Here is a 17714-nt window from a genome sequence, read left to right as displayed (position 1 = left end):
CGTTCGCGCGTCAGACGACTTGAGCGGCGCGAGCGCTGGCGATGCCGAAATGGCAGATCGCCTCGCCGAGCTTGGGCGCGGTGTTCGGGAAGATGATGTAGCCGTCACCAGGCGCCGTCACCTTGGAGCCGTCGGCGCGGTGGGCGAGGGTGGCGCCGGCCTCGACCGCATCGCCGGTGCGCCAGCCGGCCTCCGCGCGGTCGCCCTCCGTCTCGCAGAGCAGGACCTCGACCATCTCGATCACATCGCGCAACGCCGGCTTCGGCAAGGGCGCATCGACCAATTGCAACTGCGCCAGCGTGTTGCGGATCGCGGCATAGCCGATGTCGGCCGCCTTGGGATCGTCATGCGTGCCGCATTCCAGCGTCACCGCATAGCCGCCGCAAAAGCGCATGAACTCGGTCGTGCCATAGCCTTCGGTGACGTTGAGCCTGGGCACTGGCAGGCGCGAGCGGATGTCGAGCAGCCTGGCGTAGTTGTCGAGCCAGCCATGGATCGCCGTCGCGACGCCGAGGCATGACGCGAGCGCCAGCTCCTCCTCCGCGCGGGCGAAGGGCTCGAGCTTGCCGCGATTGTTCGCAGGGCCAAAGAAGACGAAGGGCTCGCCCTCCTGGCGGAAGGAGTGGATGTCGAGCAGCGCGTCGTGCCGGCGCAGCAGGGCGCAGACCGGGTTGCCGATCCGGTCCTCGTAATCGCCGGCCAGCGGCCGCTCGCGCAGGTCGCGGTTGAAGTTGCGGTCGCCCTCACGCGTCTTCTGGCGGAAGGCCTTGGGATTGGTGACGGGCAGGAAGGTGACCTCGCCGCGCAGGATCTTGATCCGGCCGGTCCGGCACTCCTCGATGGCCCGCCGGATCGCGGTCGGCCCGCAGGGTTCGTTGCCGTGGACGGCGCCGGTGACGATCAGTTTCGGGCCGGGCTTCAGGCCGATGAAGCTGACGGTTTCGAGCGGGCCGTCGTCGAGGTCGGTGGTGGTCAAGGGTCGTGTCTTTCGGTGAGAGGATTTTGCACGGAGCCTCCTTCGTCATTCCGGGGCAGGCCGCAGGCCTGAGCCCGGAACCCATGAACACGACGATAGCCCACGATGATACGGGATCCGCCGCGCCTTTCGCTAGGAAGCGGTGTTCATGGGTTCCGGGCTCTTCGCTCCGCGAAGCCCCGGAATGACGAGGGAGGTTCCGTGCGAAGCTCAGGCCTTGCGCGTCTGCGAGTGCGGATCGAGGATGTCGCGCAAGCCGTCGCCGAGCAGGTTGAGGCCCAGCACGGTCAGGAAGATGGCAAGGCCCGGGAAGATCGAGATCCAGGGTGCGGTCGAGATCTGGTCGCGCGCATCCGAGAGCATCGACCCCCAGCTTGGGAAGGGCGGGCGGATGCCGAGGCCGAGGAAGGAGAGCGAGGCCTCGGCCAGCACGGCGCCGCCCATACCGAGCGTGCCGATCACGATGATCGGGCCGGCGATGTTCGGCAGGATCTGCGTGAACATGATCCGGAAGGTGCCGTAGCCCAGCGATCTCGCCGCCTCGATATAGCCGAGCTGCTTGACCGAGAGCGTCGCCGCCCTGGTCAATCGGCAGGTGAAGGACCAGTTGGTCAGGCCGAGCGCGATCAGCAGGCTGGTCAAGCCGGGTTGCAGGATCGCCATGATCGCCAGCGCGAAGACCAGCGAGGGGATCGCCAGCATCATGTTGGTCAGGCCGTTGACGAAATCGTCCCACCAGCCGCCCCAATAGGCGGCGGAAAGGCCGAGCGCGACGCCGATGCAGGTATTGATCAGCTGCGAAACGATGCCGACCGTCAGCGAAATGCGCGCGCCATGCAGCACGCGGCTATAGATGTCGCGCCCCTGTGCATCGGTGCCGAACCAGAATTCGGAACCGGGCGGGACTTCCGCGTTCATCAGGTTGGCGTCCATCACCGGGTCGGTATGGGCGAGCCAGGGCGCGAAGACGCCGCCGGCGACGACGAGGGCGAAGCAGGTGGCGCCGATCCAGAGGTTGGCACGGAACTTCATCGGAAAGCCTAGCTGTATTTGATGCGCGGATCGACGACGGCGCAGAGCACATCGACGACGATGTTCACGACGAGGAAGAAGAGCACGATCGTCAGGATGCAGCCCTGCACGGCCGGGATGTCGCGCCAGGTGACGCTGTCGACCAGGAGCGAGCCCAACCCCGGCCAGGCGAAGAGCTTCTCGACGACGACGGCCTGGCCCAGCACCGAGCCGAACTGCAGGCCGAGCGTGGTCAGGACGATGACGAGCGCATTGCGTGCGACGTGCCAGCGCATGACGCGGTAGGCGCTCGCGCCCTTGGCCCGGGCGGTGCGGACGAAATCGGCATGCATGATTTCGAGCACGGCGGCGCGGGTGGTGCGGGCGAGCAGGGCCAATGGCGATACGCCGAGCGCGATCGCCGGCAGCACGATATAGCGCGGATCGCCATTGCCGTAGCCGAAACTGGGAAACCAGTTCAGCGTCAGCGCGAAGGCGTACATCAGGAGCAGGCCGAGCCAGAACATCGGCAGCGATAGCCCCGAGACGGCAAAGACCATGGAGAGCATGTCGACCCAGCTTCCCGGCCTGAGCGCGGCGAAGAAGCCGCGCGGCACGCCGATGACGATGGCGAAGAACATCGCCGCGAGCGCGAGCTGCAGGCTCGGCCAGAGCCGCTCGCCGATGAGCGTGGTGACGGGCTGGCGGGTGCGGAAGGAATCGCCGAGATCGAAGGTCGCGAGCCCGCCGACATATTTGGCGAAGCGCAGCGGCAGCGGATCGTTCAGGCCAAACTGCTGGTTCATCCGCTCGATCGTCGCAGCGTCGATATTGCTGCGTCCGTCGGCCATCTGGCTCGTGGCGAAATTGCCGGGAATGACGCTGAACAGCACGAAGATCAGCGCGGCGACCGCGAGCAGGATCGGAATGGCCTGCAGCAGCCGGCGAAAGACATAAGGCAACATGATGGAGGGCTCCTGATTGCGACTTGGCTGCGTGTCGCGATCGGAAACATGACGTTCGCGGTCATCCCGGGCGACCCATCGGGTCCGACCTTCGGTCGGCCCGAAGACAGGCTCCGGGAGACCCGGGATCCATTCCGGAACAGTTCAGGAATGGATCCCGGACCGGCGCCGCTCGCGCGGCTTGTCCGGGATGACCGCGCGTTTCTCGCTACATCCGATGGGACGAGGCTTACTTCGCCGCAGGCGAGGTGCTGTCGACCCAGAGCTCTTCATAGCGCTGCAGCGCCAGCTCGGTCGCATTCGGCTGGAGGCCGTGCAGCCAGGGCTGATAGGCCAGCACGGCCTTGTTGTAGTTGAAGAACCAGACGGGCGCCTCTTCCTGCAGCATGGCGTTGGCCTTCTTTAGCAGGTCGAGCTGCTTGGCCGGGTCGGCCTCGTTCGAGGCGTCGTCGATCAGCTTGTCATAAGCCGGATTCTTGAAGGTGGTGTAGTTGCAGGACGAGCGCGGCGTCGAGGAGTGGAAGCACTTCAGCGCCGTCAGGGAGTCCGGGCCCGAGGTGTTCGACCAGATATAGGCCTGGAAGTCGCCGCCGACGACGACGCCGCCGAGCGCCGAGGTCTCGACCGGCTTGACCTTCACCTTGATGCCGACCTTGGCGAGCATCGGGATCGTCGCTTCGACGATCGGCACGCCCCAGCTTTCGTTCGGCGTCGCGGTCCATTCGAACTCGAAGCCGTCGGGATAGCCGGCCTCGACCAGAAGCTTCTTGGCCTTCTCAGGGTCGAAGGCGTAGGGCTTGGCGTCCTTGTCGAAGGCGGGCGAGGACAGCGGCAGCCAGCTCACGGCGCGGTAGGCCTTGTCGCGGACCAGGCGCTTGATGATCAGCTCGCTGTCGATGGCGTAGTTGATCGCCTGGCGCACGCGCTTGTCGGAGAAGGGCTTGAAGGTCGGGTTCATGCCCATATTGCGGGTGAAGACCTCGGCGACCTCGAGGATGCCCTTCGACAGGTTCGGATCGGCCTTGTAGGCGACGTACTGGGTCGAGCCCAGGATCGAGACGTCGACCTCCTTGTTGCGGAAGGCGACGTCGCGCGCCGCCGCCTCGCCCATCGGCGAGATCACGAGCTTGTCGGCATAGGGCTTGCCGGCGAGGAAGTACTTGTCCCAGCGCTCGAAGGCCATGCGCGAGCCCGGCACGTGCTCGACGAATTTGAAGGGCCCGAGGCCGATCGGCTTGTCGAAGAATCCGGGCTGCTGGGCTTCCTTCGCCGGCAGGATCGCGGTCTGCGCCTGGAACAGGAAGTAGCCGGGATCGGCCTTGTCGGTCAGCGTCATCGAGAAGGTCGAGTCGTCGATCTTCTTCAGGCCGGAGATTTCCTTGGCCTGGCCCTTCTGCACGTCGGTCGCGCCGACGATGCGGGCGACATAGCGCGCGCCCGGATAGTTCTTCGAGCCGTCCATGATGCGGGTATAGGACCAGATCACGTCGTCGGAGGTCAGCTTGCGGCCGTTATGGAAGAGCGCGTTGTCGCGCAGCTTGTAGGTGTAGGTCTTGCCGTCGGCCGAGACCTGGACGCTCTCGGCGATGTCGAGCACCGGCTTGCCGTTCTTGGCATCCCATTTGTAGAGCATGCCATGCAGCGCATAGCCGTAGATCTCGTCCTGGATCTGGTTCGAGACATGGCTGTCATTGCTGACGAAGGAGGCGCCGTAGGGCGCGGTAAAGCGGATCGTGCCGCCGCGGCGCGGCTCCTGGGCCTGCGCCTGCAGGGTAAAGGCGGCCGCGACTGTCAGCGCGGTCGTGAAGGCAAGCTTTTTCAACACGTCGAAACCTCCCATTATGTTGGTGAGCTCTTCTGAGGTCGGCGCCGTTGGCCGGCGCCGGTATTCGTTCCATTTGAGACCATAGCGGGCTTTCACGCCCTGTCTTCTTGTTTCCATTGTGCAGCGCGGTCAGGCCATGCCTGAACGCTCGTAGACAACCTTGCCGCCGCGAATGGTGATGTCGCAGCTTGTATCCTTCAGGATCTCCTCCGGCGAGGCCGAAAGCAGGTCGCGTGAGAACACGGCGACGTCGGCGAGGAAGCCGGGCACAAGCTTGCCCTTCACCGCTTCCTGCTTCTGCGAGAAGGCGCCGTATTCGGTATAGGCCTGCAGCGCCTCCTCGATCGAGACGCGCTGGCGTTCATCCATCACCGTGCCGCGCCAGGTCTGGCGCGTCAGCATGGTGTGGAAGTTCGGGAACGGATCGGGGTCGCAGACCGGCGCGTCGCTGCCGGTTGCCGGCTTCAGGCCAAGGTCGAACCAGGTCCGGAACGGATAGCTCGGCAGCGCCCGCTCCTCGCCGAGTACCTTGACGTAGGCGTCGCCGAAATCGTGGATGAAGACCTGCTGCGGGCAGGGATAGATGCCGGCCTTGACCATCCGCTCGTGCTGCAGCGGCGTCGAGAAGCCGCAATGCTCGATGCGGTGGCGCCGGTCGGGATCGGGATGGGCGGCCAGCGCCTTCTCATAGGCGGTGATCAACTGCTCGATCGCGGCATCGCCGATGGCGTGGCAGGCGAGCTGGTAGCCCTTGGCGTGGGCGTCCAGCACCTGCCGCTCCAGATCCTCGTCCGAGAGCATCTGGACACCGGTGGTCTTGTCCTCGCCGAGATAGGGCTCGCTCATCCAGGCGGTGCGCCCGCCGGCCGAGCCGTCGAGGAAGATCTTGACCGCGCCGATCATCAGCATCTCGTCGCCGGTGCCGGAGATCAGTCCTGCCGCATGGCATTGCGGTACGATCGAGCGGCCCTCGTCGCCGAGCAGAGCGAGCCAGGTGCGCACCGGCAGGCGGCCGTCGCGCTTGGCCTTGTGATAGGCGGCGATCTCGTTGAAGCCGGTGACCATCCCGACCGCCGCATCCATGCAGCTGGTGATCCCGAGCGAGAGCAGGTACTGGCCGCCGCGCTCGATCGCGGCGATGAGCTGCTCTTCGTTCGGTGCCGGGATCGCGGCCTTGACCGGGGCGCGGGCGTTCTCCGCCAGCAGGCCGGTGAGCCGGCCGTTCTGCTGCTCGATCAGCCCTCCCGGCGGTGTCGGCGAGGTCTCGTCGATGCCCCCGAGCTCGAGGGCCAGAGAATTGACGATCGAGATGTGACCGCAAGTCCTGACCAGCATCACGGGGTTGTTCGGCGCGGCGCGGTCGAGTTCCTCGCGGAACGGGTGGCGGCCGGTGTCGAGCTTGGTCTGGTCGTAGCCGCGCGCCAGCACCCACTCGCCGGGCTTCGCCTTCGCGGCGCGGGCGGCGATCTGGCCGAGCAGCGCGTCCAGCGTCGGCGCCGCGGCAGGACGGGCATCGACCCAGTCCATGGTTAGGCCGACCGAAATCAGGTGCAGGTGAGAATCGTTCAGCCCCGGCGTCGCCAGCCGGCCGGCGAGGTCGATGACCTTGGTCGAGGGCCCGATCAGGCTGGCGATCTCGGCGTCCTTGCCGGCGGCAAGCACCTTGTCGCCCCAGAGCGCCAGCGCCTCGACCACGCCCTCCTGCCTGCCGCACCAGATCGGCCCGCCGCGCAGCACGATATCGGCCTTGACGCTCATGCCGCTTGCTCCGTCGTCATCGTCGCTTCCTGTTGTCCTAAGGGCTCAGAATTCGGTGGAACACGGTCAGCCCTCATCCTGAGGAGCAAGCGCAGCTTGCGTCTCGAAGGATGCTCCAGTTGGTTCCGGAGCCTCCTTAAACATCCTTCGAGACGCCGCTTTGCGGCTCCTCAGGATGAGGGCTGTAGGTGTGCACGTCACCGCTCAGATATCGTCGAGCGGGAAGATCGGGCGGCGCACCTTGCGATAGGCCCGCCCCTTGAAGTTCTTGGTCGAGAGCGCGCCGGTGTCGACCTCGATCACCTCTCGCGCGATCGGCTCGAAGGCGGCACGAAAATGCTGCATCGATTTGACGATGACGGTCGATTTCCGGGTGGGATCGACGCCGAGCGAGGTGAACTGGGCAAGGTCGGTCGCCTGGCCGTTATGAGTGATGACGATGATCTCGACATCGTCGACCCGCAGCAGGGCCGAGAGCCCGTAATTGCGCCAGACGCCACCGGCCATCGGCCCGTAGCAGATGAAATGCCCGTCGGTCAGCGCGACGACATGGGCATCGAGATCGAGCGGGCCGCCGCCGGTCGACGGATCGACCTTGCCGCCGAGCTTGAGCCTGATGCGGTTGCCGACGCCGGCCGCCTGCGCCGCGAGCGCGGCTTCCGGATCGCGGATCGCGTGGAAGCCGACATTCTTGAGGCCGGCGTCGAGCACGGCGCGCAGCAGATTGGTCGCGTCGCCATAGGCGCCGGAGCCGGGATTGTCGGAATAGTCGGAGATCACCAGCGGCTTGCCTCCGGCCTCCGGCCCGAGCGTGCCTTCGCCGGCCTTGGCCCTGGCCATCGCCTCCTTCAGCGGGGTGAAGTGGATCGAGGAGAAATGCCGCTGCTCCCAGGCATAGTCCATCAGCTCCTCGGCGATGGCCTGCGCCTTGCCGCGATCGTCATGGGTGACTGCGATGGAGGGGCCGATATCGTGGACATCGGCCGAGGAGAAGCCGGCCTGGACGCTGACCACGAGCGCATCGCCTGCCGCCTCCAGCGCATCGCCCCGGCGCAGCAGTTCCATGAAGGGCGGCGAGGTCGTGCGCCCGCCATCGAGCGCGTAGAGGATCGGCCGGCGTGCCACCGCGACGCGCGGCCTGATCTCGCCCTTCATCGCCCGCTCAAGCAGTTCGGCGCCCTGCCAGGTCCGCTCATACTGGTCGATATGCGGATAGGTCCGGTAGGAGATCAGCGCATTGGCGTTGTCGGCCATCAGTTGGGTGAGCGTCGCGTGCAGGTCGAGGATCGCGACGACCGGCACGTCGGGGCCGACCTTGGCGCGGATGCGCTTCAGCAGTTCGCCCTCGCCGTCGTCGGAACTCTCTGTCGCCATCGCGCCATGCAGATGCAGCAGCACGCCGTCGAGCCGCTCGCAGGCGGAAAGGATCAGCCCGGCGAAGACATCGAAGGCCGCATCGGTGACGCGGCCCGAGGGGTTCGCTCCGGTGACGAGCGGGTGGACGAGGCTCCAGCCGAACTTCTCGGCGGCCTCGAAGGCGGCGCCCATCGAGGTCCGGGTGCCCTGGAAGGCGGCCGGCACCTCATTGTCGCGGAAGACGCCGTGATGGCGGAACACCGCCTCATCGGTGAGCTGAACACTGAAGGTGTTCGTCTCATGCATGAATTCCGCGATCAGGACGCGTCTGGCCATCGTGCGATCGTTCCCCCGAAAACGTTCCCTATGGAACCATTTTTTGTTTTGTAGCGTGGGTCCGGGCGTTTGCCAGCCCGGACCCGTTCATGCTCCCCCTGACTTTGGCCCGCTTGCGGGACAGGGGCGAATATGCTTGGCGCCGCCGAATGCTCAGGCGGCGCGGGCCGCATGGGTCTCGCCGGGGGCGTGGCCGAGATCCTCGGGCCGCGCATAGGCGCGGCCGAAGCGGTTGGCGAGGAAAGCATCGAGGCCGATGTCCTCCTGCTTGACGAAGCCCTTCTGCGGCAGCTTGCCCTCTGCCAGCAGGTCGAGCACCGCGCAGATGCCCGACGCCGTAGTGATCTGGATGGCGCTGCGCATCACCCCGCCGATTACGGCGCTATAGACCTTGTTGGCATAGGTCTGCTGAGTCAGCCGGCCGTTCAGCCGGCCGCTGGCGGTGACGAAGATCACGACCACGTCCTGCAGCGTGCTCGGGAGGGCATTCTCGAAGATGTCCTTCAGCACGTCGCGACGCTCGGACAGGCGCAGGTCCTGCAGCAGCGCCTTCATGATCGCGCAATGGCCGGGGTAGCGGATGGTGCGGTAGTTCAGCGTGCGCACCTTGCCGGCGAGCGTGTCACAGAGCGTGCCGAGCCCGCCCGAGGTGTTGAAGGCCTCGTAGGTGATGCCATCGAGCGAGAACTCCTCGCGCTCTTCCATCGCCGGGACCAGAGTCCGTTCGCCGTTGACGACGGCCTCGCAGGGCTCGCAATACTCGTTGATGACGCCGTCCGTGCTCCAGGTCAGGTTGTAGTTCAGCGCGTTCGACGGGTACTGCGGCAGCGCGCCGACCCGAAGCTTAAGGCTGTCCAGCTGGTCGAAGTCGCGGGCGAGGTCGGCGGCGACGATCGAGATGAAGCCCGGCGCCAGCCCGCATTGCGGGATCAGCGCCGCCTTGGCGGTCAGCGCCAGCTCCTTGACGCGGCGGGTCGAGGCGACGTCCTCGGTCAGGTCGAGATAGTGCACGCCCTGGGTGGCGGCGGCCTCGGCGATGCGTGTCGTCAGATCGTAGGGCGCGGCCGAGAGCACGGCGAAGGCGCCGTTCAGGACCTGGGCGAGCTCGGCCGCGTCGGCGATGTCGACCCGGCGTGTGGAGATCGTCGGGCCGGTCTTGATCGCGGCGAGCTGTTCGTTGGAGCGATCGGCGATCACCACGCGGTAATCCCCGGTAGCGCCGAGCAGGTCGGCGATGGTGGCGCCGATCTTGCCGGCGCCGATGACGACCACGTTTTTCATGGTTCCCCCGATGAATCTGTTTCTGCCAGACAGATTCGCTCGGGGCTTCGTCGGATAGAAGTGGGCGACGCGACGATTCATATGGGATTTTTCAGCGAAACGCCGTAAGTTTTCGGCGCTATGCCGATAGACCCGACCGATCGCCATCTCCTGACCCTGCTCACCGAGAACGCCCGCGCCCCGGTGGCCGAGCTCGGCCGCAAGCTCGGCCTGTCACGCACGACGGTGCAGAGCCGGATCGAGCGGCTGGAGCGTCGCGGCATTATCGCCGGCTACACCGCGCGGCTTTCGGAGGATTACGAGAAGGGCCAGGTCAAGGCGCATGTGCTGATCACGGCGTTGCCGAAGCTTGCGGTGCGCGTCGAGACGGAGCTGCGGCGCATCCCTGAGATCAGGACGCTGCATTCGATCAGCGGCCAGTTCGACATGATCGCCGTGGTCGTCGCGCCCTCGATCGGCGAACTTGATGGTTTGATCGACCGGATCGGCGCGCTGGAAGGCGTCGAGCGCACGATGTCCTCGATCATCCTCTCGACAAGGATCGAGCGTTAGCCTCAATCCGGCAGGACGCGTCCTCCGATCCGCGCCGCAGCGTCGCGCAGCGCATCGAGATGCACCGGCCGCCCCTGTGGCGCGACGATCGAGGTCAGCGAGGAGATGCTGAGCGCGCCGGCGAGCGCGCCGGAGCGGTCGAAGATCGGTACGCCGACGCCGGTCAGGCCGATGAAGAAATCGTCGGCGGCGAGTTCCCAGCCCTGCGCCCTGATGCGGTCGGCCTCGCGCCAGAGCAGCTCCGGATCGGTCTGGCTCGCGGGCGCGCGCTTGGGCAGATCGAGCGACAGGGCCAGCCGGCGCTGCTCGTCATCGAGATAGGCCAGCAGCACGCGCGGGCCGCCGCCGCAGTTCAACGGTGCCTGTGCGCCGACCGCGAACCAGGTCGCATCGACATGCGGCAGCGAGGCGCGCACGCGATCGACGCAGAGCCCGCGCCCGGCGATATGGACCCAGAGGAAGGCGGTGGCGCCGGTCTTCTCGGCGATCTCGGTCAGATAGGGGCCGGCGATGTCGCGCAATTCGCGCCCGGTCGTCACCGCGCTGCCGAGCTCGATCAGCCCGACGGCCAGCGCATAGCTCTGGGAATGCTCGTCATATTCGACGAGCTCATTGAGCTGCAACGTCAACAGCAGACGCCGCGTCGTGCCCTTGTCGAGCCCGACCTGCCGGGCGAGCTCACTCAGGCGGAGCCGCGGCTGCTCCGGCCGGAAGGCCCGCAGCAGCGCGATGGCGCGGTCGACGGCGCGGACGATCGGCACGCCAGGTGGCAATTGCGCGGTCCTGTCCTTCTCGTTTCGGTTCATTGCAGGTGCAGCGCGCGCCATGTTCGTTTGCTGAGCGTGTCGCCGAATAACACGCCATGTCAAGCATTGACACGCAATTTGTCTCTCGCTTTCATGGCTAGCGAGCTTGCCAACGGGCACCCGATCGGGTGCGATCGGTGGGAACTTGCCGCGAACGACAAAACGGGGGAGAACGACGATGACCGGATTGAGATTTGGCCTGGCGCTCGCCGCCTCCGTCCTGGCGCTCGGCGTGGCGCAGGCGCAGGAACCGAAGAAGGGCGGCACGGTCCACGTCGTCGTCCAGCCCGAGCCGCCGATGCTGATGCAGGGGCTCAACCAGAACGGCCCGACCAACATGGTCGCCGGCAACATCTACGAGTCGCTGCTGCGCTATAACGAGAAGCTCGAGCCACAGCCCTCGCTGGCCAAGAGCTGGGAGATCTCGCCGGATGCCAAGGTCTACACCTTCAAGCTGCAGGAGGGCGTGACCTGGCATGACGGCAAGCCGTTCACGGCCGATGACGTCGTCTTCACCCTCGACAAGTTCCTGCGCGAGGTCCATCCGCGCTGGCGCCCGATCGTCAACGCCCAGGTCGACAAGATCGAGAAGGTCGACGACCTCACCGTCAAGATCACGCTGAAGCAGCCCTTCGGCCCGCTGATCATGACGCAGGAAGTCGCCTCTGCGCCGATGATCCCCAAGCACATCTATGACGGTACCGATTATCGCGCCAACCCGGCCAACAATACGCCGATCGGCACCGGCCCATTCAAGCTGAAGGAGTGGAAGAAGGGCTCCTACATCCACCTCGTCAAGAACGAGAACTACTGGCTCAAGGGCAAGCCGAACCTCGACGAGATCTACTGGCAGATCATCCCCGATGCGGCGGCCCGCGCCGTCGCCTACGAGACCGGCAAGGTCGACGTGCTGACCGGCGGCTCGGTCGACGTCTACGACGTGGCGCGGCTTTCCAAGCTGCCCAACACCTGCGTCACCACCAAGGGCTGGGAGATGTTCGCCCCCCATGCCTGGCTGACGCCGAATGTCCGCAACGGCATTCTCGGCAACAAGCAGTTCCGCCAGGGGCTGATGTACGCGATCGACCGCGAGTTCGGCCGCGAGGTGGTCTGGGGCGGGCTCGGCAAGCTGCCGACCGGCCCGATCTCGTCGAAGACCAAGTTCTATTCGGCCGACGTGCCGAAATACGCTTTCGACCCGGCCAAGGCGAAGGAACTGATCAAGGCCTCCGGCTACAAGGGCGAGACGATCCGCCTGCTCAACCTGCCCTATGGCGAGACCTGGACGCGCTGGACCGAGGCGATCAAGCAGAACCTCGAGGATGTCGGCGTCAAGGTGCAGGTCGAGAACACCGACGTACCCGGCTGGACCCAGAAGGCCAGCAACTGGGACTTCGACCTCAACTTCAACTTCCTCTACCAGCTCGGCGACCCCGCCATGGGCGTGGCGCGCAGCTACATCACCTCCAACATCGCCAAGGGCAATCCCTTCGCCAATGTCGGCGGCTATTCCAACCCCGAGGTCGACAAGCTCTTCGCCGACGCGGCGATCGCACCGACGGAGAAGGAGCGGCAGGAGCTCTATACCAAGGTGCAGAAGCTCCTTGCCGACGAACTGCCGGTGCTCTGGCTGCTCGAGATGGATTTCCCGACCATCTACCGCTGCAACGTCAAGAACCTCGTCACCACCGGCGTCGGCGTGAATGACGGTTTCCGGGATGCCTGGAAGGAGTGACGTTATCCGACAGGATCACGTCATGCTCGGGCCTGACCCGAGCATCTCCTGCAAGAGATTCTCGGGTCTGCGCTGCGCTTGCCCGAGAATGACGCCAGCGGAACCTGAATGAACCTCGCGCAATTTCTCGCCGGCCGGCTCGCGAAGGGGATCATCGTCCTCTTCGCCATCGCGGTGCTGAACTTCTTCCTGATCCGGGCAGCTCCTGGCGACCCCGCGCAGGTGCTGGCCGGCGAGGCCGGCGCAGCCGACGAGCAATTGCTGATCCAGCTGCGCGAGCGCTTCGGCCTCGACCAGCCGCTGCTGACCCAGCTCTGGGTCTATCTCAAGGGCTATCTCACCTTCGATCTCGGCTTCAGCTACCGCCAGCAGCAGAGCGTGCTCAGCCTGATCCTCGACCGTTTGCCGGCGACGCTGCTGCTCACCGGCGCGGCCTTCATCGTCTCGCTCGGTCTGGGCACGCTGATGGGCGCGCTCGCTGCCCGCCGCGCCGGCCGCTGGCAGGACAGCATCATCACCACTTTGGCGCTGGTCTTCTATGCGACGCCGCTGTTCTGGGTCGCGCTGATGAGCCAGATCGTCTTCTCGCTGAAGCTCGGCCTCGTACCCAATGTCGGCTACGAGACCATCGGTGCCAACTATACCGGGCTCGCCCGTGCGTTCGATATCGCGAGCCACCTCGTCCTGCCGGCGCTGACGCTCGGCCTGTTCTTCACCGCGCTCTATGCGCGGATGATGCGGGCCTCGATGCTCGAGGTCGCCGGCGCCGATTTCGTCAAGACCGCCCGCGCCAAGGGCCTCAGCCCCGGCGCGATCTCGCGCCGCCACGTCGCCCGCAACGCCATCCTGCCGGTGGTGACGCTGGCGGGCCTTCAGGCCGGCCAACTCGTCGGCGGCGCGGTGCTGACTGAGACCGTCTTCGCCTGGCCCGGCATCGGCCGGCTGATGTTCGATGCCCTGGTGCAGCGCGACTATTCGGTGCTGCTCGGCGTCTTCTTCATGTCCTCGGCCATGGTCGTCGGCTTCAACATCCTGACCGATCTCGTCTACCGATTGGCGGATCCGCGCATCGAGGCGGTGTCATGAGCTTCCTTGAGCGCTTTTCCCGCAATCGCGGCGCCCTGATCGGCCTTGCGATCCTGATCGTGGTGATCCTGTTCGCGATCATCGCCCCGCAGCTCTATCCGCAATCGCCCTGGCGGACGGTGGCGCGGCCCTTCCTCGCGCCCTTCGTGATGGACCGCTTCCCGCTCGGCACCGATACGCTCGGCCGCGACATCGCTTCGGGTCTGGCGCATGGCGCCCGCGTCTCGCTGACGATCGGTCTGGTCTCGACGCTGGTCGCGCTGCTGATCGGCGTGCCGCTCGGCGCCATCGCCGGCTATGCCGGTGGCATCGTTGACGATGCGCTGATGCGCTTCACCGAGTTCTTCCAGACCATCCCCTCCTTTGCGCTCGCCATCGTCCTCGTCGCGATCCTGCAGCCCAAGCTCGGCTCGATCGTGCTCGCGATTGGCGTCGTGAGTTGGCCGCCGGTGGCGCGGCTGGTGCGTGGCGAAGTGCTCTCGCTGAAGACGCGCGAATATGTCCAGGCCGCGATCACCATCGGCCAGCCGACCGCGCGCATCATCTGGAGCCAGGTCCTGCCCAACACGATCGCGCCGATCATCGTCATGGGCTCGCTGATGATCGGCTCGGCGATCCTGCTCGAATCCTCGCTCTCCTTCCTCGGCCTCGGCGATCCCAATCTGATGAGCTGGGGGTACATGGTCGGCGCCGGCCGCACGCGCCTGCTCGACGCCTGGTGGATCAGCTTCTTCCCAGGCGTCGCGATCTTTCTGACGGTGCTGGCGCTCAACCTCGCCGGCGAGGGGCTGAACGATGCGATGAACCCGCGCCTTGCCCGGGAGAGGGAATGATGGCCGAGCCCGTCCTCTCGATCGAAGGCCTGAAGCTCGCTCTGCCTGTCATGGCCGACCGCCCCTATGCGGTCGAGGATGCGACGCTGCGCATCGCCGCGGGCGAGACGCTCTGCGTCGTCGGCGAATCCGGTTCCGGCAAGTCGATGATCGCCCATGCGGTGATGGGCCTCTTGCCCAAGGCAGTGAAGCCGGTCGCCGGCGCGATCAAGCTCGCCGGCCGCGACCTGCTGGCGCTGTCGGAAGACGCGATGCAGGACGTGCGCGGCCGCGAGGTCGGCATGATCTTCCAAGAGCCGATGACCTCGCTCAACCCGGTCATGCGCGTCGCCGACCAGATCGTCGAAACTTTCGAGGCGCATAAGCTGCTGAGCAAGCCGGAGCGCTATGCGCGAGCCGTCGCGCTGCTGACAGAGGTCGGCCTGCCCGAGCCGGAGCGGCTGGCGCGCGCCTATCCGCATGAGCTTTCCGGGGGCCAGCGCCAGCGCGTGATGATCGCGATGGCGCTGGCGCTCGAGCCCAAGCTGCTGATCGCCGACGAGCCGACCACCGCGCTCGACGTCACCACGCAGGCGCAGATCCTCAAGCTGATCGACAATCTCCGCAACAAGCACGGCACGGCGGTCTTGTTCATCACCCATGACATGGGCGTCGTCGCCGAGATCGCCGACCGCATCGCCGTGCTGGAGAAGGGCGTGCTGGTCGAGGAGGGCACGGTCGACCAGGTGCTGGGCTCGCCCCGCCATCCCTATACGCAGAAGCTGCTCGCCGCCGTGCCTTCGCTGACGCCGCCGGAGCGGCCGCCGCTGCCGGAAAGCAAGCCGGTGCTCACGGTCGAGAAGCTCGGCAAGGTCTATCGCAAGCGCGCCTTCTTCCGGCCCGGCCGCGAGGTGAGGGCAGCCGACGATGTCAGCTTCACGCTGGCGCGTGGCGAGACGCTCGGCCTCGTCGGCGAGTCCGGCTCGGGCAAGTCGACGGTCGGGCGCTGCTGCCTGCGCCTGATCGAGCCGGATTCAGGGCGCATCACCCTCGGCGACCTCACCATCACCGACCTCAGCGTCGCGGCGCTCCGCCCGCATCGCAAGCGGATCCAGATGGTCTTCCAGGACCCGTTCGCCTCGCTCAACCCGCGCCAGACCGTCGGGCGGATCATCTCGGACGGGCCGGTCGCGCATGGCGTGCCGCGCAAGGACGCGCTGGCGCGGGCGAAGGAGCTGCTCGAACTGGTCGGGCTCTCCGCCAATGCGATCGACCGCTACCCGCATGAATTCTCCGGCGGCCAGCGCCAGCGCATCGGCATCGCCCGGGCCCTCGCGCTCGAGCCGGACGTCCTCGTCGCCGACGAGGCGGTTTCGGCGCTCGACGTCTCCGTGCAGGCGCAGATCCTCAAGCTGATCAAGGACATCCAGCAGCGGCTCGGCCTTGCCATCCTGTTCGTCACCCACGATCTGCGCGTCGCCGCGCAGATCTGCGACAAGATCGCGGTGATGCAGCGCGGCCGGATCGTCGAGGCCGGCCCGACCGCCGTGCTCTTTTCCGCCCCCCAGCACGCCTACACCCGCCAATTGCTCGCCGCCGTCCCCGGCGGCGAGCGGTTCGGGCGGTGAGTTCCATGCGTCATTCTCGGGCGTAGCGAAGCGCAGACCCGAGAATCTCATGACCAGATGGCTGGTTTCCGAGATGGTCGGGTCAAGTCCGACCATGACGAGCCGGCCGAATGCCTGCCTATCTACCGGAGACCCCAGCCATGCCGCTCGATCCCGCCCTGCGCGACCGCATCCTCGCATCTGTCGAAGAAGGCTTTGCCGAGCAGATCGCCTTCACCCAGGAGATGATCCGCTTTCCCTCGACACGCGGCGACGAGCACACCGTCCAGGACTTCATCTTCCGGGCCTTGAAGCAGCGCGGCTTCACCATGGACCGCTTTGCCATGGACCGCGAGGCGATCGGTCGCCATCCCGGCGGCGCGCCGTTCTCGGAGACGCATTCGGACGCGCCGATCGTCGTCGGCATCCACCACCCGCGCGAGGAGACGGGTCGCTCGCTGATTCTGCAGTCTCACGTAGATGTGGTGCCGACCGGCCCGGCCGAGCTCTGGACGCATCCGCCCTTCGATCCGGTCATCGATGGCGACTGGCTCTATGGCCGCGGCGGCGCCGATATGAAGGCCGGCGGGGCGGCCAATCTCTTCTGCCTCGATGCGCTCCGGCGCATCGGCCTGCAGCCGGCGGGAACCGTCTATGTCCAGTCGGTGGTCGAGGAGGAATCGACCGGCAACGGCGCGCTGATGACGCACTTGCGCGGCTACACGGCCGATGCCGTGCTGATCCCCGAGCCGGAGGAGGAGATGCTGGTGCGCGCCAATACCGGCGTGCTCTGGTTCCAGTTCGAGGTCCGCGGCGTCCCGGTGCATGTCCGCGAGATGGGCGTCGGCGCCAATGCCATCGATGCCGCCTATCGCGTCATAGGCGCGCTGCGTGAACTCGAAGAGGAGCTCAATCGCGAGAAGGCGGGACGGGAGCATTTCGAGGAGATCGCCCACCCGATCAACCTGAATATCGGCAAGATCGAGGGTGGCGACTGGGCTTCCTCGGTGCCGTGCTGGTGCCGGGTCGACTGCCGCATCGGGCTTTATCCCGGCATGTCCGCCGAGGAACTCGGCAAGCGCATCGAGGCCAAGGTGCTGGCCTTCGCGCGCTCCGATACGTTCCTCTCGAACAACCCGCCCAAGGTCGTCTTCAACGGCTTCTGGTCGGAGGGTTACGTGCTCGAACCCGGCAGCGAGGCTGAAGCCGTGCTCGGCAACGCCCACAAGGCCTCGACAGGCCAGGCGCTGAAGAGCTTCATGACACCCGGCTATCTCGATACCCGCGTCTATGCGCTCTACGACAAGGTGCCGGCGCTCTGCTACGGGCCGATCTCGCAGAACATTCACGCCTTCGACGAGCGCGTCAGCCTCGCCTCGCTGAAGCGGATCACCGGCACCATGGCGCTCTTCGTCGCCGAATGGTGCGGGGTGGAGGCGATCGAGGAGTGAGTTCCTCCCTTCCCCCTTGTGGGGAAGGGTTGGGGATGGGGGGCGAGCGACCGGGTGCGAGGCTGCTTGTAGAGGCGCTCCGACGGATCTCCCGGGGAGCCCGCTCCGACTTTCCGCCCCCCACCCCTGCCCCCACAAGGGGGAGGGGTTCTCGCGC

General features: G+C 66.3%; 14 protein-coding genes. 6 read left to right on the top strand and 8 right to left on the bottom strand.

From position 1 onward, the window contains the following. Window positions 1–10: 10 nt before the first annotated feature. From ACFPOB_RS15620 to ACFPOB_RS15590, 7 genes are all read right to left on the bottom strand, one after another. Window positions 11–976, bottom strand: coding sequence for a succinylglutamate desuccinylase/aspartoacylase family protein (locus tag ACFPOB_RS15620; RefSeq protein ID WP_377799341.1), 966 nt, complete (start codon window positions 974–976; stop codon window positions 11–13). A 210-nt stretch (window positions 977–1186) separates the two neighbouring features. Continuing rightward, window positions 1187–2008 carry an ABC transporter permease gene (locus tag ACFPOB_RS15615; RefSeq protein ID WP_091841505.1) on the bottom strand — a complete coding sequence of 274 codons (822 nt, stop codon included), beginning with the start codon at window positions 2006–2008 and terminating at the stop codon, window positions 1187–1189. Window positions 2009–2016: 8 nt separating this feature from the next. Further along, complete coding sequence (locus ACFPOB_RS15610; protein ID WP_377799340.1) at window positions 2017–2952, bottom strand: ABC transporter permease; 936 nt, start codon at window positions 2950–2952, stop codon at window positions 2017–2019. Between the two features lie 229 nt (window positions 2953–3181). Further along, window positions 3182–4774, bottom strand: coding sequence for an ABC transporter substrate-binding protein (locus tag ACFPOB_RS15605; RefSeq protein ID WP_377799366.1), 1593 nt, complete (start codon window positions 4772–4774; stop codon window positions 3182–3184). A gap of 132 nt (window positions 4775–4906) precedes the next feature. After that, complete coding sequence (locus ACFPOB_RS15600) at window positions 4907–6535, bottom strand: amidohydrolase (RefSeq protein ID WP_377799339.1); 1629 nt, start codon at window positions 6533–6535, stop codon at window positions 4907–4909. A gap of 204 nt (window positions 6536–6739) precedes the next feature. Continuing rightward, entirely contained in the window at window positions 6740–8227 is a 1488-nt protein-coding gene (locus ACFPOB_RS15595; RefSeq protein ID WP_377799338.1) for a M81 family metallopeptidase, read from the bottom strand. A 153-nt stretch (window positions 8228–8380) separates the two neighbouring features. After that, a complete protein-coding gene (locus ACFPOB_RS15590; RefSeq protein ID WP_377799337.1) occupies window positions 8381–9508 on the bottom strand; it encodes a saccharopine dehydrogenase family protein in 1128 nt (375 codons plus the stop codon). Between the two features lie 120 nt (window positions 9509–9628). Here ACFPOB_RS15590 and ACFPOB_RS15585 point away from each other — a divergent pair, with 120 nt between their 5' ends. Next, the gene (locus ACFPOB_RS15585) at window positions 9629–10060 is read left to right on the top strand and encodes an Lrp/AsnC family transcriptional regulator (protein ID WP_377799336.1); all 432 of its coding nucleotides are present in this window, start codon (window positions 9629–9631) and stop codon (window positions 10058–10060) included. 2 nt (window positions 10061–10062) lie between these two features. Here ACFPOB_RS15585 and ACFPOB_RS15580 read toward each other — a convergent pair whose 3' ends face one another. After that, window positions 10063–10887 (bottom strand): IclR family transcriptional regulator, encoded by an 825-nt coding sequence (locus ACFPOB_RS15580; RefSeq protein ID WP_377799335.1) that lies wholly within the window; start codon window positions 10885–10887, stop codon window positions 10063–10065. A 157-nt stretch (window positions 10888–11044) separates the two neighbouring features. On the opposite strand from ACFPOB_RS15580, the gene ACFPOB_RS15575 reads away from it, so the two are divergent. From ACFPOB_RS15575 to ACFPOB_RS15555, 5 genes are all read left to right on the top strand, one after another. Beyond that, on the top strand, window positions 11045–12601 hold the full coding sequence (locus ACFPOB_RS15575) for an ABC transporter substrate-binding protein (protein WP_377799334.1): 1557 nt from the start codon (window positions 11045–11047) through the stop codon (window positions 12599–12601). A gap of 108 nt (window positions 12602–12709) precedes the next feature. Further along, window positions 12710–13687 carry an ABC transporter permease gene (locus ACFPOB_RS15570; protein ID WP_377799333.1) on the top strand — a complete coding sequence of 326 codons (978 nt, stop codon included), beginning with the start codon at window positions 12710–12712 and terminating at the stop codon, window positions 13685–13687. Next, entirely contained in the window at window positions 13684–14520 is an 837-nt protein-coding gene (locus tag ACFPOB_RS15565) for an ABC transporter permease (RefSeq protein ID WP_377799332.1), read from the top strand. The genes ACFPOB_RS15570 and ACFPOB_RS15565 overlap by 4 nt, the downstream gene beginning before the upstream one ends. Beyond that, window positions 14520–16127, top strand: a complete 1608-nt coding sequence (locus tag ACFPOB_RS15560; protein ID WP_377799331.1) for an ABC transporter ATP-binding protein — start codon at window positions 14520–14522, stop codon at window positions 16125–16127. The genes ACFPOB_RS15565 and ACFPOB_RS15560 overlap by 1 nt, the downstream gene beginning before the upstream one ends. A 140-nt stretch (window positions 16128–16267) precedes the next feature. Next, the gene (locus ACFPOB_RS15555) at window positions 16268–17557 is read left to right on the top strand and encodes an ArgE/DapE family deacylase (RefSeq protein ID WP_377799365.1); all 1290 of its coding nucleotides are present in this window, start codon (window positions 16268–16270) and stop codon (window positions 17555–17557) included. The last annotated feature ends 157 nt before the right edge of the window (window positions 17558–17714 follow it).

Origin of the sequence: Allobosea eneae, assembly GCF_042657265.1 — a bacterium.
Classification (GTDB): domain Bacteria; phylum Pseudomonadota; class Alphaproteobacteria; order Rhizobiales; family Beijerinckiaceae; genus Allobosea; species Allobosea eneae.
This window is presented reverse-complemented; position numbering and strand designations above follow the sequence as displayed.

Bases quoted from the DNA above. Each gene is read 5' to 3' on its own strand.
- ACFPOB_RS15615 (WP_091841505.1), bottom strand. From the start codon at position 2,008: ATGAAGTTCCGTGCCAACCTCTGGATCGGCGCCACCTGCTTCGCCCTC.
- ACFPOB_RS15610 (WP_377799340.1), bottom strand. From the start codon at position 2,952: ATGTTGCCTTATGTCTTTCGCCGGCTGCTGCAGGCCATTCCGATCCTG.
- ACFPOB_RS15600 (WP_377799339.1), bottom strand. From the start codon at position 6,535: ATGAGCGTCAAGGCCGATATCGTGCTGCGCGGCGGGCCGATCTGGTGC.
- ACFPOB_RS15595 (WP_377799338.1), bottom strand. From the start codon at position 8,227: ATGGCCAGACGCGTCCTGATCGCGGAATTCATGCATGAGACGAACACC.
- ACFPOB_RS15590 (WP_377799337.1), bottom strand. From the start codon at position 9,508: ATGAAAAACGTGGTCGTCATCGGCGCCGGCAAGATCGGCGCCACCATC.
- ACFPOB_RS15585 (WP_377799336.1), top strand. From the start codon at position 9,629: ATGCCGATAGACCCGACCGATCGCCATCTCCTGACCCTGCTCACCGAG.
- ACFPOB_RS15580 (WP_377799335.1), bottom strand. From the start codon at position 10,887: ATGGCGCGCGCTGCACCTGCAATGAACCGAAACGAGAAGGACAGGACC.
- ACFPOB_RS15575 (WP_377799334.1), top strand. From the start codon at position 11,045: ATGACCGGATTGAGATTTGGCCTGGCGCTCGCCGCCTCCGTCCTGGCG.
- ACFPOB_RS15570 (WP_377799333.1), top strand. From the start codon at position 12,710: ATGAACCTCGCGCAATTTCTCGCCGGCCGGCTCGCGAAGGGGATCATC.
- ACFPOB_RS15565 (WP_377799332.1), top strand. From the start codon at position 13,684: ATGAGCTTCCTTGAGCGCTTTTCCCGCAATCGCGGCGCCCTGATCGGC.
- ACFPOB_RS15560 (WP_377799331.1), top strand. From the start codon at position 14,520: ATGGCCGAGCCCGTCCTCTCGATCGAAGGCCTGAAGCTCGCTCTGCCT.
- ACFPOB_RS15555 (WP_377799365.1), top strand. From the start codon at position 16,268: ATGCCGCTCGATCCCGCCCTGCGCGACCGCATCCTCGCATCTGTCGAA.